This is a genomic window from Paraburkholderia diazotrophica (genome assembly GCF_900108945.1).
Taxonomy (GTDB): Bacteria; Pseudomonadota; Gammaproteobacteria; order Burkholderiales; family Burkholderiaceae; genus Paraburkholderia; species Paraburkholderia diazotrophica.
In genome coordinates this window covers 65,929-81,531 of record NZ_FNYE01000031.1, presented here as the reverse complement: position 1 = coordinate 81,531, position 15,603 = coordinate 65,929, and the positions used below count along the sequence as shown (strand labels likewise).

The window sequence follows — 15,603 nt, the reverse complement described above, 5'->3', positions numbered from 1 at the left end:
TGCCTAGACGCCCCGCGCCCATCAGGTTGCCGCATCGCACGATCGGCTGGGCACGCCCAAATACCGACAATTCGCGCCATTCGTGCCCGCAGACAGCAGACGGACGCCATGCGGATGCCGGCGCTTAAGCGTTTCGCGAACCCGGACGTCACGCGCGCTGTCGCGAACCTTGTCTGGCTCGGTCTCGAGCGTCTCACGCAGATCGGCGTCGCGATTGCGATCAGCGGCGTGCTCGCCCGCTATTTCGGTCCCGACGTGTTCGGCAAGTGGCAATACGCCAATACGCTTTTGCTCGTGCTGTCACCGATTACATGGGTTTGCGGCGCGGAAATCCTCGTGCCGACGATCGTCCACCGGCCGCCCCAACAGCTCGGCACCGTGCTCGGCAGCGCATTCGCGTTGCGGCTCTCCGTGTCGGCGGCTGCGCTGCTGCTGACGTGGGCGGGTATTGTGGCGTGCACGTCGGCGGGTTTCACCGATCCGCTCGTCGGCGCGATGCTGGCCGGGCTCGCCGTCACGATGCTGTTTCGCGAACCGCTCGTCGGCGTGATCAACGCATGGCTGCAGAGCATGACCTACAGCAAGCCACAGCTCATCACGAGCATGACGACGGCCATCGCAAAGGCGATGCTCGTGTGGCTGCTCGTGCGCGCGGCCGCCGCGCCCGCGCGATTCGGCTGGCTGTGGGCGCTCGAATCGGCCGTGATCGGCATCGTGCTGATCGCTTACTACGTGAAGCGGCATGGCGGCAAGCTCGGCTGGCGTCTGGACCGCGCGCTCTTTCGCCACTTCGCGACGGCGGGCACCGTGTTCTGGCTCGGGCTCATCTGCATGTACCTGTTCCTGAAGCTCGACCGTCTGATGCTCGAACGCGCGATCTCGTTCGCCGATCTCGGGCGCTATTCGGCCGCGCAGCAGCTGAACGAGAACTGGATCACGCTCGCGCTGATGCTCGCGCAGACACTCGCGCCCGCGTTCGTCTATCGCATCCAGGATCTCGCGCGACTACGCCGCAACATGTGGCGGCTCACGGCGATGACAGCCGTGCTGATGATCGCGGGCGCGTGCGTGCTCGATCTGCTCGCAGGCTTCATCATCCGCCGCGTGTTCGGACCGGACTTCGAAGAGGCCGTCGATATTTTCCGCTGGGCCGTGTGGCTGTCCGTGCCGGCAGGCATCGAAGCGATCGGCAACCTGGTCGTACTGAAGTATCAGGCGAAGTTCGTGTTGCTGTCGAAATGGCTGCTCGCGCTGGCCGTCGCGTGCGTCGTCAATCTGCTTGCGATTGCCCGCATGGGCGCGTATGGCGCGCTGGTCGGTCTTGCGGCCGGATATCTGGCCGCGGCGTGCGTCAATTTCTATTACATCCGTTTCAAGCTGCGTCCATGACGTCTTCTTCATTCACGCCGCCCAGCGGCGCGGCCTCGCTCGACGATGTCGCCGTGCTGATGCCCGCCTTCAACGGTCAGGCCGACGTCGAACGCACGCTGGCCTCGTTCAGCGAGCACGCACGCATCCGCGTGCTGATCGTCGACGATGGCAGCACGCCGCCCATCGTCGCGCCTGCCTTGCCGAACATGTCGATCGACGTGCTGCGCATGCCGAAGAACGGCGGCATCGAGCGCGCGTTGCAGGCGGGCATCGAAGCGCTCGCTGCGCGTGGCTTTCGCTACGCCGCGCGCATCGATGCCGGCGATCTGAGCGCGCCGCAACGTCTCGCGAAACAGCGTGCGTATCTCGAAGCAAATCCGCACGTGGCGGGACTCGGCATGTGGACGCAGGTCGTCTCGCGCGACGGCACGCCGCTCTTCATGCTGACGCCGCCCGCCGAGCCGCGCGCCATCCGACGCGTGCGCTTTCTGCGCACGTGCTTCGTGCATCCGTCGATGATGCTGCGTGTCGACGCCGTGCTCGCCGTCGGCAACTATCGCGAGGCGTACAAGGCGGCAGAAGATCTCGATCTGTTCCTGCGCCTGATGGAGCGCTACGACTGCGCGAATCTCCCGGACGTCGGCCTTTACTACGAGTTGAACGAAGGCGGCATCAGCGCGACGAAACGGCGTCGCCAGATCGTATCGACGCTGCGTTTGCAGATGCAGTACTTCAACGTGCTTAATCCGTGCGACTGGCTGGGCTTTGCAAAGACGCTGCTGCATTTCGTGACACCGTACCAGACGCTTCAAAGCGTGAAGAAGCGTCTCTATGCGCCGCGCGCGAGCCTTTGACGTGAACCTACGTGCCTCCATTTCTCGCCCCCGCATCGCAAGCATGAAGCAACCGATCGAATCCGCCCGCGCGCTGCGCATCTGTCTCGTGTGCAATACCGCGTTTGCGATCTATACGTACCGGCAAGGGCTGATACGCATGCTCGTCGCACGCGGAGTCGAAGTGACGGTGATCGCGCCGCGTGACCGCACGTTCGATCTGCTCAAAGAGATGGGCTGCCGCTGTATCGAGTTGCACGTCGCATCGAAAGGCACCAATCCGCGCGACGATCTGCGCACGATGTGGTCGCTGTATACGCTTTATCGGTCGGTCCGTCCGCACATCGTCTTTCATTACACGATCAAGCCGAATATCTTTGGCACGATTGCCGCGAAACTCGCCGGCGTCGAATCGGTTGCCGTGACGACTGGCCTCGGCTATGTTTTTATCCAGCAGAGCCGTGCCGCGCAAATCGCCAAGCTGCTATACCGCTTTGCGTTTCGCTTTCCGCGCGAAGTATGGTTTCTGAATAAAGACGATCAGGCCGCTTTTCTCGATCAGAAACTGTTAGTGCATCCGGAGCGCGCGCGTTTGCTGCATGGCGAAGGCGTGGATCTCGACCAGTTTTCTTTCACGCCGTTACCCACGCGCGAGACATTTTCTTTTGTATTAATCGGGCGGCTGTTGTGGGATAAAGGCGTGGGCGAATACGTCGAGGCCGCGCGTCGATTGCGCGCGACGTATCCGCATGCGCGTTTCCAGTTGCTCGGCCCCGTGGGCGTCGACAATCCGAGCGCGATCACGCGGGCCGATGTAGACGCGTGGGTGCGCGAAGGCGTGATCGAGTATCTGGGCGAGGCGCACGACGTGCGTCCGCTGATTGAAGCCGCCGACTGCGTCGTGCTGCCTTCGTATCGCGAAGGCGTGCCGCGCACGCTGATGGAAGCATCGGCGATGGGCCGGCCCGTCATCGCCACCGACGTGCCCGGTTGCCGCGAATGCGTCGCCGATGGTGTCAACGGCCTGCTGTGCGAAGTGCGCAATGTCGACAGCCTCGCGGCAACGCTCGCGCAGATGCTCGACATGAGCGACGACGAACGGCGCGCGATGGGCGCGCGCGGCCGTGAGAAAGTCACGAAGGAGTTCGACGAACGCGGTGTCGTCGAGCGGTACAAGGATGTCACCCGGCAATTGACGGGCGTATCACTTTAAGGGAGTTCAGCATGACCACGAAGGGCACAATTCTGGTGACGGGCGGTGCGGGCTTTATCGGCTCGCACACGTGCGTGGAATTGCTCGACAGCGATTACGACGTGGTCGTGATCGACAATCTCGTGAACAGCAAGCGCGAGTCGATCGCGCGCGTCGAGAAGATCACCGGCAAGAAGATCGCGTTCTACGAAGCGAACGTGCGCGACGAAGCCACGCTCAACGCGATCTTCGACCAGCACCCGATCACGGGCGCGATTCACTTCGCGGCGCTGAAGGCCGTCGGCGAATCGGTCGCGAAGCCGCTCGAGTACTACCGCAACAACATGGACGGCCTGCTCGTGCTGCTCGACGTGATGCGCGCGCGCAATGTGAAGCAGTTCGTGTTCAGCTCGTCGGCGACTGTGTACGGCGTGCCGGAAAGCTCGCCGATCGACGAAACGTTCCCGCTGTCGGCGACCAACCCGTATGGCCAGAGCAAGCTGATCGCCGAACAGATCCTGCGCGACCTCGAACTGTCCGACCCGTCGTGGCGCATTGCGACGCTGCGCTACTTCAATCCGGTCGGCGCGCACGAGAGCGGGCTGATCGGCGAAGACCCGGGCGGTATTCCGAACAACCTGATGCCGTATGTCGCGCAGGTGGCCGTCGGCAAGCTCGACAAGCTGCGCGTGTTCGGCGGCGACTACGACACGCCGGACGGCACGGGCGTGCGCGATTACATTCACGTCGTCGATCTGGCACGCGGGCATATTGCGGCACTCGATGCGCTCGTCAAACGCGATGCAAGCTTCGTCGTGAATCTGGGCACGGGCCAGGGTTATAGCGTGCTCGAAGTCGTGAAAGCCTTCGAAAAGGCATCGGGCAAGTCTGTGCCGTACGAGATCGTCGCGCGCCGTCCGGGCGACGTCGCGCAGTGCTTCGCGAATCCCGCGAAGGCGCTCGACTTGATCGGCTGGAGCGCGCAGTTCGACATCGAGCGCATGTGCGTCGATCATTGGCGCTGGCAGGCGCAGAATCCGCGCGGATTCGAGTAGCGCGGCGCATGGCAGGGATGCTCACATCGCGTGCGCATCCCGTCACCTCATTGCCGTCACCTTCATGCCGTCGCGTTCATGTCTGGCTGCTATGTCCCGTGTGCAAGCCGAATGACACTGCGCATCCGGCCTCTTTTCTGCACGACGCGCACCCGTTGATCGCAAATGCCACGAGGCATTTTCATGGGTCGGCGTTCTCAGGTGTCGAACGCGTGGTTTCTCCACACGTTTGTCTGTTCTGGCTTATTGAACGCCTCAAGATTTCTGCGCAGCGGCCGAAATCCCGGACGTGAAAGTCAGCGCAACGCCGGCTGGATTCCCAGCATCTGTAAAATGGCGGTCTGGATCGCGACCGTCCCGTCCGGCGCGGCATGGCTCGTCAGACGGACATCGAAGATCGCCCTCATGAAGAATTTTTTCGACAGCGGCCTCGCGCAGCGCTACGGCTATGGTATCGCTGTGTACATCGCCGCCAGAACCGCCGACCTGCAACGCGGTATCGACGCGACAAATGCCCAACGCCGGGCCGCAGGCAGACGCCTGCTCGAAGATGCGCGCGTCGAAGAGATCATTTGCAGCATGCGTAACAAAGGGGAACTTCCCGCCGAACCGGGCGCGGGCGGCGCCAGTCTATCCAACGCAGATGCAACTGGCTGACTGATCTCGTCACGGTGATCTTTTCATCAGGTCCGTTTCATTTCTGTTTCCTGTCGCGGCACGTCGCTTGCAACGTCTTCAAAGGATATTTCAGCTGTTGTCCGGCGGGCGACCCTGACCGTCACCCGGCGCGATCACGCGCACCCCCGGCATGCTTTCGGGCCAGCACGGTGGATTCCACGCGGATGCGCTACTGACTCGTCCCGCGGTCTGTGGTGCGACGCACAGATGTCCGGTTGCGCAACTGCTGCAATGAGCGCAAACAACGGCGTGGCGGCAATCGATTCCGAGCGCGCTACGGCGCTTGCCCGGAGGAAACATGAATGTCATCGCTGAAGGGATTTCCCGCGCGCCCGCCGGGCACGAGCCGCCGTCCGCTTGCATCATTCAGCCCGTCGTGCTGGCTGGAGGCTCGGGCACGCGTCTGTGGCCGCTGTCGCGCGAGCAATGCCCCAAACAGCTGATCGGCCTGACGGGGGACGAATCGCTGCTCGAAGCCACTTTGCGCAGAACGGAAGGGCTGCGCGCGCCGACGCCCGGCCTTCCGACTCAACATAGCGTAAGGACGCAGCGGGCGCTCGTCGTGTGCAGCGAAGAACTGCGGCTGCCGACGAAGGAGCGCCTCGAACGCTGCGCGTGCGAATCGCGCGTCGTGCTCGAACCCGCGCCGCGCAACACGGCGCCCGCGCTGACGGTCGCCGCGCTTGCGGCGCTCGCCGACGCGCCGCAAGGCGAAGACCCCGTACTCGTCGTAATGCCCGCCGACCATCTGATCGTCGATGACGGCGCTTTCATCTCGACATTGCAGCAGGCCGTCGAGCATGCGCTGCACGATGCGATCGTCGCGCTGGGCGTGCCGCCCGAGCGCGCGGAAACGGGCTACGGCTACATCAAGACCGGCCTGCCCGCCGACGCGCTCGGCGCACGGACCATCGAGCGCTTCGTCGAAAAGCCCGCGCAGGAAACGGCCGAGCGCTACGTCGCGTCGGGCGAGTACTGGTGGAACAGCGGCATCTTCGTAATGCGTGCATCGGTGTGGCTTGCGGCCATCACGTCGTGCCGGCCCGACATCGTGGCCGCATGCCGCGCGGCGTATGACAACGCATGCACCGATCGCGACGGCGCGCTGCTGATCGACCGCGCTGCGTTCACCGCCTGCCCAAGCGATTCGATCGACTATGCGGTGATGGAACACATCGGCGACGATCCGAAGCTGACGGGCATCATCGTGCCGCTGACGGCGGGCTGGTCCGACGTCGGCGCATGGGACGCTGTCTGGAACATCAGCGCGAAGGATGCGGCAGGCAACGTCGCGCGCGGCCGCGTGCTGCTGGAGAGCGCGAGCGACACGTATGCGCATTCCGAAGGGCGCCTCGTCGCGTGTGTCGGCGTGACAGGGGTCGTGGTGGTCGAGACGGCCGATGCCGTGCTCGTCGCCGCGAAAGACCGCGTGCAGGACGTCAAGGCGGTCGTGAATCGGCTGAATGCCGCGAAGGACACGGAAGCGAAAGTGCATCGGAAAGTCGAGCGGCCGTGGGGCTGCTACGACTCGATCGATCGCGGCGACCGCTTCCAGGTGAAGCGGATCATCGTGAAGCCGGGGGGGCGGCTATCGTTGCAGATGCATCATCATCGCGCGGAGCACTGGATCGTCGTTCGCGGCACGGCGCGCGTGACGCGCGGCGACGAAACGTTTCTGCTGACCGAGAACCAGTCGACCTACATTCCGCTCGGCGTGCAGCACCGGCTGGAAAATCCGGGCAAGACGCCGCTGGAGATCATCGAGGTGCAGTCGGGCGGTTATCTGGGCGAAGACGATATCGTGCGGTTCGACGATCAGTACGGGCGCACCGGAGTCTAGCGGCAGGCCTGTCTGGTGGAATGCGGCGCAGGCACGCGCGAGGCGTTACTGCAACGCCGCACCTTCAGAAACACGGATGAAAACGAACGGACGCGACGGAGCTGAATTGTCATCCCGAGCGTCGACGGAGGTCACTGCATCCGTTCAAGTAACGACCTGTCAATCGAGAAATGAGATTGCCACACGCGCAGGTGCGACTTCGAGACGGGCCGACCAAAACCGTTCCCTGCAGGAATTAGCGGGGTACGCGCGGCTGCCGACGTGCGCGATCCGCTTTGCGTCCGAGATTGCACATGTGCGCACCATATGCACAAATCGCAGCCGTCAGAACCAACGCAACAACACCGAAACCCATCGTCGGTCTCCGTTTCGATAATTCAACGTCAGGATAGCCTCAATTCTGCGTGAAATACAGCTTCCCAGAAAGCCATCTTGAGCTCGATTTCTCGCCTGCAGCATCCCGTTGACCGTGGCCACCATGCCGGACGAGAACCCATGCGGTTCAAGCCGGTGCCAGAATCGCGTAATCGTGCTCTCGTCTGGCAATCGGGAATGTCGCCCAGTGATTCTCAACCATCATCGCGATATAGGCTGCTTCGCCATTGCCGACCAGGTTTGCAACCGCGACTCGTCATATCTGCCTTGTTACTGCGGCTCTGCGATCACAACAAACCGTAAAGCAAAAACGGCCCCCGGTAGGGAGCCGCTTTCATGCTGCGCTTCGTTTATTTCATGATCGCCAGACAGACCGCCACGACGATGGCGAACACCTTCCACATACGCCACAGTTCGCTGGACCAGATCGCGCCTGCCGCGCCTGTGAGAAGCAACACGACGCACAGGTTGTTGTTCACATGCATGCTCGCGAGCATGGCGGCGAACCACCACAGCGCGAGAGATACGACAAAGATAATTGCCCTGCGCGCGAAGAAAGGCAGCGCCATGAATTTCACGTAGGACAACGTCAGCCAGTTCGCAGCGCGCATTTACTCCTCCGACTTGTTGTTCTTGGAATATTCGGTGACATCGAAGCTGCCTGCGACGCCAGACGCGGCAAGCGACGCGAGAAAGAGCCGCGAGATTTCGATCAGTTCCAGCATATTTCCACCTCGGTAGTGAAGGCTCCCATGCATCGCGCCTCGCGCGATGAACACCAGAGCCAGACCTATCGTGGCTTCTCTGTAGCGAAGTCAAGTCGCCATCCGAACGAGACCGTGCTAGTGCTGATATGTGTTGGCCTGTTCTGGGCTCAAACAAAAATGCATGAGGTATTGTCGAATTTCTAACCAACAGCCCCTCCGCATCAGGCTGTCAAGAGAGTCGCTGCCTTCAGACGTCACCCGTTGGGCCAATTCAAGAGCGTAGCGTGAAACAGGTCAGCTATTCCGGAGGCGCCGACCTCGCAAGACCTGGAAGACTTGTCCGGACGTCTGAAGCTTCAGGCAACGCCAGCAGCGGCCTCCACGCGAAACACCGCCACCGCCTCGCGCAGTACTATCGCCTGCGCTTCGAGTGATTTCGCGGCGGCCGCCGCCTGTTCCACAAGCGCCGCATTCTGCTGCGTCACTTCGTCGATCTGGCCGATCGCCTTGTTGATCTGCTCGATGCCGTCGCTCTGCTCATGCGCGGCACCCTCGATCTCCGTCATGATGCCCGTCACGCGCTCGACGGACGTCATCGCTTCCTGCATCGTCTTTCGCGCATCGGCGACGAGCGATGCGCCCTGCTCCACCTGCGCCGTCGAATCGCCGATCAGATCGCGAATCTCCTTCGCCGCAGCGGCCGAGCGCTGCGCGAGCGCGCGCACTTCCGATGCCACAACGGCAAAGCCGCGCCCCTGCTCGCCCGCACGCGCCGCCTCGACGGCCGCGTTCAGCGCGAGGATGTTGGTCTGAAACGCGATGCCCTCGATGATCCCGATGATCTCGCCGACCTTGCGCGACGACCCGGTGATGCCGTCCATCGTTTCCGTCACGCGCGTGACTACGTCGCTGCCGCGCACGACCGTCTCCAGCGCGCCTTGCGCGAGACGGTTCGCCAGCTTCGCGTTGTCGGTGTTCTGCTTGACGGTCGCCGACAGCTCTTCCATGCTCGCCGCCGTCTGCTGGAGCGCGGCCGCCTGCTGCTCGGTGCGGCTTGACAGATGGGCGTTGCCGGCGGCGATTTCGTTTGCGCCCAGCGTGATCGATTGCGTGCTGCCGCGCACTTTCGACACGGTTTCGACGAGCGCGTCGCGCATCTGCCCGAGCGCCTGCAGCAACTGGCCCATTTCGTTGCGCGAGCGCACCTTGACCGTCGAGCTCAGATCGCCTTCGGCCATGCTGCGGAAGTGGCGGATCGTCTGGTTCACGGGCCGCACGACAGCAGCGGAAAGACCGGCGCGCGCCAACGCGCCCACCACGATAGCGACCACGCCGATCGCGATGAAGATGCCTGTCGAGATCCTGGAGCGCTGGCTCAGCTGTTCGGACTGGCGCTGCCGGTTGTCGGCCTGCGCGTGCCTTAGCGCGTCGATCGCCTTCGCGTAGATGCCGTAGTAATGGTCGCCCGTTTCGCCCTGAATCGTGCGGAATGTGTTGAAGTCGTTGTCGACGAGGGCCTTGTGCTCCGGCTCGATCGCCTGGTTGACGAGCGCCGTGCGCGCGTCCGCGACGGTCTGCGCAAGCTTGCGCTCTTCGTCGCTGCCGAACGGGCCGGCCATGTAGACGCGGAACTCGTCGTTCGACGCTTCGAGCATCTTGTGCGCGGCCGCGAGCAGCCCGTCCGTTTCCTTGCCGACGCTGAAGAGCGTCTCGTAGCTGCCGAGCGACAGTCGGACCTGCAACAGCTTCTCCGAGCTCGACGCCAGCGCGCTCATCGCCGCCGAAGTCTGCTGGACGTTCTGCAGACCGTCGTTGCTGAATTTCAGCGCGCCCCAACCGACGCCGATCACCGTCAAAAGAAGCGCTGCGAACGCACAGATGACGAGCGTCAGTCCTTGTCGGATAGTGAGGTTGTTGAGCATGGAGAGTCCGTGACATGCAACGGGCAGCCGGGATGGCGGCCCCATCGATGGCTAACGGCAACGGCTCGCGTGCTCTGGATAGGGAAAATCCATGACGCAGCATGTGGGATGGCGCGTGCCGGGCACGCGTCGTCAACCCGTCCGGGCGGTCTGCGTTTCATTTGTATAATCCCCCGTTTGCTTTCCGGCCCCCACTTTCATGCTCAGTTTCGCGCTCGGTTTCATCGTTTCACTACTGGTCACGCTCGTGATCGTGCGTTATGCGCATCTGCATGAAACGTTCGCGGACACCGATCTGGGCGGCGTGCAGAAATTCCACGCGCGGCCCGTGCCGCGTATCGGCGGGACGGGGATTCTGGTAGGGCTCGTCGCGTCGGCGATCCAGCTGCATGGCGCGTACCCGGGGGTGTCGGCGGGCATTCTCAGCGTTGTCGCCTGCGGGATGCCAGCGTTCGCTTCCGGCCTGGTCGAAGACCTGACGAAGAAAGTTTCGCCGCTCGCGCGCCTGATCTGCACGATGGTCGCGGCGGCGCTCGCGTATTTCGTGCTTGGGATCGCGGTCACGCGCATCAGCGTGCCGCCGCTCGATTTTCTGCTCTCGTATGCGGCGATTTCGTGCGCCGTGACCGTGCTCGCCGTTGCCGCGCTGGCGAATGCGATCAATATCATCGACGGCTTCAACGGGCTCGCATCGATGGTCGCGTTCATGATGTTCGCGTCGCTCGCCTATGTCGCGTTCCAAGTGCATGATCCGATCGTGCTATCGGCGTCCCTGATCATGATGGGCGCGGTGATGGGCTTCTTCATCTGGAACTTCCCCGCCGGCCTGATCTTTCTGGGCGATGGCGGCGCCTATTTCATCGGCTTCATGCTCGGCGAGCTGTCGATTATGCTCGTCATGCGCAACCGCGACGTCTCAGCGTGGTATCCCGTGCTGCTCTTCATGTATCCGATCTTCGAGACCTGCTTTTCGATTTATCGGAAGAAGTTCATTCGCGGGATGTCGCCGGGAATTCCCGATGGCGTGCACCTGCACATGCTCGTCTACAAGCGTCTGATGCGCTGGGCCGTTGGCGCACGTACGGCGCGCGAACTGACACGGCGCAATTCGCTGACGTCGCCTTATCTGTGGCTGCTTTGCCTGATCGCTGTGATTCCCGCGACGCTTTTCTGGCGGCATACGCTGCATCTGTTCTGTTTCGTCATCGTGTTTGCCGCGACGTATGTGTGGCTCTACGTGAGCATCGTCCGATTCAGGGTGCCGCGCTGGCTGGTGGTCCGCAAACACCGGTGAAGCGCTCGCCAGGAGGGACACCAGGGCGCCTGTTCCCATAACAGCATGCCATCATCCGTTATGGTCATCCGACGCAACAGTGGTAGCGGTCGTGCAACGACAATCAAAATCGTGGGTTAAGCGCAAGCTTGGGTCAAACGTCGCGCTGGCATGCCTGACTGAAGGCGAAAAGCTCCGACACAGGAATCAGAAAATGAAAAGGGCCGCACCCGAAGTTGCAGCCTTGCTTTGTCTGTCTGTCCGGCGACAATCCTGCAACGGCGCTATGATCCGCGCCGACGAGCGCGGTCTGCCTTGCGGCCGTTACGGTCCCATCACCAGACCAAGTGCAGACAAGGCCAGGGCCACGCCAAGCGCAAAAAAACTGAAGCCCATATGATTCTCCGTTTGTGGAAACCGCAGGCAGTCCAACCGCGGCGACGCCGAAACACCCGAAACCCGCGTTAGAACAGTCACGGCACGCTGAAGATCCGGCGCGTGTCATCTTGCCGCCCGTAGAAACCCGACAGGCCGTGCCTAGCGAGGAATGCGCGGACGACGGCGTTGCCGCGCGACCTTGCGTGCGTTGTGTTCCATTAGCGAGCCAAGTCCACACAAGACAAGTGCGGCGCCGAGTACCAGAAAACTGATATCCATGCTCCCTCTCCTTCGCACGAAATCACTCCGTGAATGAACGTTAGCACGAAACTCTCGACAACACCTTGTCTTTATTTCCGGCACTGTCCAAGCCTACGTCAAGTGGCGCACATGCGCGGCCCTAAGGGAAATAGCAGCAGGACGTGTGTGGCAGAAACGGCCATAGCTGTTGGCGGCGCTCTTTTCGCCTGGTCGTGCATGGCACTCAACAAAAAAGCGACCACGACGATGCGTGCCTCTCTCTCTAAACGGAGAAAAACGCGGCAACGTTGGTTCAGTTCAACGATCAGGGCACAATACGCGGGTACCGCCGTTGCCGATCGTGCTTGCGACGTCGGACCACTGACGAAAGAGGTTTGTTACCCAGATTACTCCGGCGCGCCCAAGCGTCAAGGCGAACTCAGGATGGCCCCTACCGGTTGGAATGTCCGGTCATTTATCTAATATCCGTGAGCAGCTTTCGTAGCGCCGCGAGCCGTTTGAACTGCGGTGGAACCAAATAAAATCTCTGTTCGATGTCTGCAATCCGGCTCAGCCAGTAAGACACCCCGAGACGAAATCCCGTATCAAGGACGTCCGTATTGCAGAGGTAGTGCACCACCTTTTCCAGGTGCTGCAATTCCCGGTCAGCCAGTGTCGCTGGCAACTTTGACGCTCGCCGAACCAGGGTACCGGATGATTTTCGCTTCATCGTACGCCCCCGGACCAACCAGCGGCCAACAACACCGGGCAAAGATTCATCCGTCGCAGAGCCTTGACATGCAAGAGCAATGACGCCAGCGTGAGGAATGTGGTATTCGATTTTCTTCCCACCACCTTGCAATTAAGGCGCAGTATGAATTGCATAGCACTATGAAATAACTTTCGTTAGTTCATCATGCCCGCTTTAGGCAAAAGTCAAGGAAGCGGCTCAGAGCAGAGCGTCGTGCAAATGGCGGTTACTCATCGGTGTCGAGTGACTGCCGTGACACAAGTCAGCAAGCCATCGGGGTAAGGGATGCGCGATCGGCGCGAACGCGCGCCAATCGGTAGGAAAACGAAGAACAGGTTACAGTCTGCCGGCTGGAATGGCAGACCGGTGCGCAACGATGAAACCAGACCGCCTTACCGGCGGCATTTTGCGCCAGGCTGAGCAAGGTTGCAGCTTCCTGGATCTGATGCCACAGTTCAGCAGGGATCGTACAAGCGTTTGGCCTGACAGTTGACTTAACGCCGAATTCAGATTAACGGCTCATTCAACTCGACGCTGCTTGTGCACGTGGATGCCATCTGGCAGGAGGCAACTTCGCATAACGACCGTTCATCGGTTGCGGTCCAATAATTGACGCAGCTCTTCCATGTACGGATCAGCGGTCGTTCGCATTATCTTTTCTTGCGATGGGCTCATAGCAAGCTTGTTCACAACTTTATTAAGTGCGGATTCCATTTCTCGACGATAAAGGAACAGACGATCCGCGTGATCGCACTCGATGATGAGTCGCCCTACTCCCCTGCCCTTTTTGATGCGTATGCGAGAGAACTTTTCAGGCCAGGGGTCGTCCGTGTTGAGCTCACGCAAGACGTGCTCGGCAGTGTGCTCGCGCGCCAGGTAGCTGATGTTATGCGCACGCGCCTGCAGGGTTTTGGTGCCAACGATCCTTTCGATCGCAAGCAGTTTGCGCCCCACCGAGAACGTTAGATCGGCTTCCTTAAAAAGGCACCTGACACCATCCGGTAGCTGCCCGATAGCGACGGCATCGCTTATGTTCCTTCGGGAAATGCCTAGTGCACGGCAGCAACCGCTATAACTCGTCCATTCCCCGTTGATGATTCCGAGACGATACCGATTCAATATATACATCGGTAAGTCTCGTGGCAGGGTGGCGCGCTTCTTCTCTTCCATGCCAGGCGCACGCAAGGCTTTGCTTGCCTCGGATATCCGGCCTTTTACGATAGCAAGTACTGTCTTCGCCGGCAGTTTCCTGCTTGCAGCAACATGCTGCCGGAGTCGCTCACGCACCGTCTCCAGGCCATCACGGGCTATGGCATCGCGTATGACACGCACTGTATGAGCCCTGATCTCGACAGCTTCGGCGAACATCGCGAGCAGCTCGACAGGCAGTGAGTTCCATCGTAAAGCCATCGACAGTTCTGCCTGACTTACCCCTAGCACGCGCGACGCGTCTGCCTGCGTGGTCCACTCGCCACGAGCGAATCCTTCTTTATATCGACAGGCAAGGAGAATGCAGCTGCGCTGATCGATCCGTCTACGCGGTCTCTTAAAGCCCATGTCTTTTCTCTTTTCCCCCGTTGTCGGCGGCCCGTGCGCGCCCAAAGCATAAAAATACGCGACTTTACGGTCAAACGGCGGCGCTATGAGGTGCAAAAAATAGCGCCTTTCAGCAATACATTGGAAAGCGCACACGAAGCCTTTCACAAAGGGCGTTGCGCAACCAGGCTCGACGAACTCATAAAGCCTCTGTCGCCGCCGGCTTAGACGTTATGGGCCCGCCGACAGTCGTTTACGCAGCCGGCGGCAACGAGCGCGAAGGCATCAACAGGCCCGAGCCTGGCTCAGGGAACTCATCTGCCCGGAAGCATTGGCACAAGCCATTGATTACATGGACGAAACGACCCAATTTGTGAAAAATGCATCGAACGTTCACACGTGCAGTTTTCGCAAAACCGCGTAGTGGAATCGGCCTATGGGCGCGCTCGCGCTGCGGCATCGGCCGCCTGGAACGATCATGGCCCGTTCGATGCGACGCGAGCGTGTCCGCCAGGCGCTCTTACGCCCGTCACACCGAGAGCACCACCATTTTTTCTGGTAGTGCTCCGCTGACAGTCCGTGCTTGAATCAGACGTTGCTGCAGTCGTCCTATCCACCCAGGCTCGGTGCGGTACCTTAGACCTGTCTGCAACCGGTGCGCAACCGCACCCCCATTTCGCGGAAGTCCATGAAACCCAGCCTCATACTGGAAGCCAGTTCACGCCTTAGCCTGAAAAAGTGATGCAGCTCACTTGCTTTGAGAAACGATGTCGGCACACCCTCGCGGATGTCACACGTCTCGTTATTGAGCACAGCAAGCGTGTCGACCGGAACCTCGAACTCATGCAGGAAAGCACTCAGGAAGTGAACAGCGGGAGCGGTGTATCGAAGCGGGTTCGGATAAATCTCGTACGTTTTCGGGGCGGTGAGGACGCGCAGGCTGTTCTTTTCGGGACACAGCGAAACTTCGCTCACCGCCCAGTCCACCTGACTGATAACAAACACCCCCATATTGGTGACTGCTACACAGTCGGCGCGGATCACGGGGCCGGCGAATCCTCGCGACGTCAGCACGGTTAGCTCCTCATACAACGAATAAGACTCTTCGAGCAAAGGGGCGAGTACGGCATGCAGCTGCCGGGAAAAAGCGACATACCGCCCGCGACGTTCCGCGACTGCCGGCTCATTTGCAACATGATTCGAATATCCAAGGGTTGCCTGAGTCGCGAGGAAGCGGCCCGAAGGCACCTGCACGCATCTAAAGTTTTGCTCGGTCATGGAGAATATCCTATCGTTCCGGTTTCGTATTGGCTTGACGTTCTGAAAACGGATCGCGTCAGCAATGACGATGGTAGAGCTGCTCAAAGACAAGCGGAGTCCACAATGCTGAGGTGTTTGGTGGGCCTTTTAACAGGATCTATCCTGGCGACAATGCGCCTAGCGTCGTTCCCC

General features: G+C 60.9%; 11 protein-coding genes. 7 read left to right on the top strand and 4 right to left on the bottom strand.

Annotated elements, in window-relative coordinates:
* Window positions 1-114: 114 nt before the first annotated feature.
* The 6 genes from BMW76_RS29440 to BMW76_RS29415 all read left to right on the top strand — a co-directional run bounded on the left by BMW76_RS29440 (window position 115) and on the right by BMW76_RS29415 (window position 6,969).
* Window positions 115-1,389, top strand: a complete 1,275-nt coding sequence (locus BMW76_RS29440) for an oligosaccharide flippase family protein (protein ID WP_090871704.1) — start codon at window positions 115-117, stop codon at window positions 1,387-1,389.
* Window positions 1,386-2,225: a glycosyltransferase gene (locus BMW76_RS29435; protein WP_090871670.1), complete on the top strand. Its 840-nt coding sequence runs from the start codon at window positions 1,386-1,388 to the stop codon at window positions 2,223-2,225. The genes BMW76_RS29440 and BMW76_RS29435 overlap by 4 nt, the downstream gene beginning before the upstream one ends.
* 43 nt (window positions 2,226-2,268) lie before the next feature.
* On the top strand, window positions 2,269-3,417 hold the full coding sequence (locus BMW76_RS29430) for a glycosyltransferase family 4 protein (RefSeq protein ID WP_090871668.1): 1,149 nt from the start codon (window positions 2,269-2,271) through the stop codon (window positions 3,415-3,417).
* A gap of 11 nt (window positions 3,418-3,428) precedes the next feature.
* Window positions 3,429-4,451, top strand: a complete 1,023-nt coding sequence (galE, locus tag BMW76_RS29425) for a UDP-glucose 4-epimerase GalE (protein WP_090871666.1) — start codon at window positions 3,429-3,431, stop codon at window positions 4,449-4,451.
* Between the two features lie 183 nt (window positions 4,452-4,634).
* Window positions 4,635-5,108, top strand: a complete 474-nt coding sequence (locus tag BMW76_RS42060) for a hypothetical protein (protein ID WP_245763423.1) — start codon at window positions 4,635-4,637, stop codon at window positions 5,106-5,108.
* A gap of 319 nt (window positions 5,109-5,427) precedes the next feature.
* Window positions 5,428-6,969, top strand: coding sequence for a mannose-1-phosphate guanylyltransferase/mannose-6-phosphate isomerase (locus tag BMW76_RS29415; RefSeq protein ID WP_090871662.1), 1,542 nt, complete (start codon window positions 5,428-5,430; stop codon window positions 6,967-6,969).
* Between the two features lie 725 nt (window positions 6,970-7,694).
* Here BMW76_RS29415 and BMW76_RS29410 read toward each other — a convergent pair.
* Both BMW76_RS29410 and BMW76_RS29405 read right to left on the bottom strand, forming a co-directional pair.
* On the bottom strand, window positions 7,695-7,955 hold the full coding sequence (locus tag BMW76_RS29410) for a hypothetical protein (protein WP_090871660.1): 261 nt from the start codon (window positions 7,953-7,955) through the stop codon (window positions 7,695-7,697).
* A 452-nt stretch (window positions 7,956-8,407) separates the two neighbouring features.
* Complete coding sequence (locus tag BMW76_RS29405) at window positions 8,408-9,973, bottom strand: methyl-accepting chemotaxis protein (RefSeq protein ID WP_090871658.1); 1,566 nt, start codon at window positions 9,971-9,973, stop codon at window positions 8,408-8,410.
* Window positions 9,974-10,172: 199 nt separating this feature from the next.
* Here BMW76_RS29405 and BMW76_RS29400 point away from each other — a divergent pair, with 199 nt between their 5' ends.
* Entirely contained in the window at window positions 10,173-11,267 is a 1,095-nt protein-coding gene (locus BMW76_RS29400) for an MraY family glycosyltransferase (protein WP_090871656.1), read from the top strand.
* Window positions 11,268-13,203: 1,936 nt separating this feature from the next.
* On the opposite strand, the gene BMW76_RS40580 is transcribed toward BMW76_RS29400, so the two are convergent.
* Together BMW76_RS40580 and BMW76_RS29390 are read right to left on the bottom strand one after the other, a co-directional pair.
* Window positions 13,204-14,319: a hypothetical protein gene (locus tag BMW76_RS40580; RefSeq protein WP_143062346.1), complete on the bottom strand. Its 1,116-nt coding sequence runs from the start codon at window positions 14,317-14,319 to the stop codon at window positions 13,204-13,206.
* A gap of 468 nt (window positions 14,320-14,787) precedes the next feature.
* Complete coding sequence (locus BMW76_RS29390; protein ID WP_090871651.1) at window positions 14,788-15,429, bottom strand: hypothetical protein; 642 nt, start codon at window positions 15,427-15,429, stop codon at window positions 14,788-14,790.
* Between the last annotated feature and the right edge of the window lie 174 nt (window positions 15,430-15,603).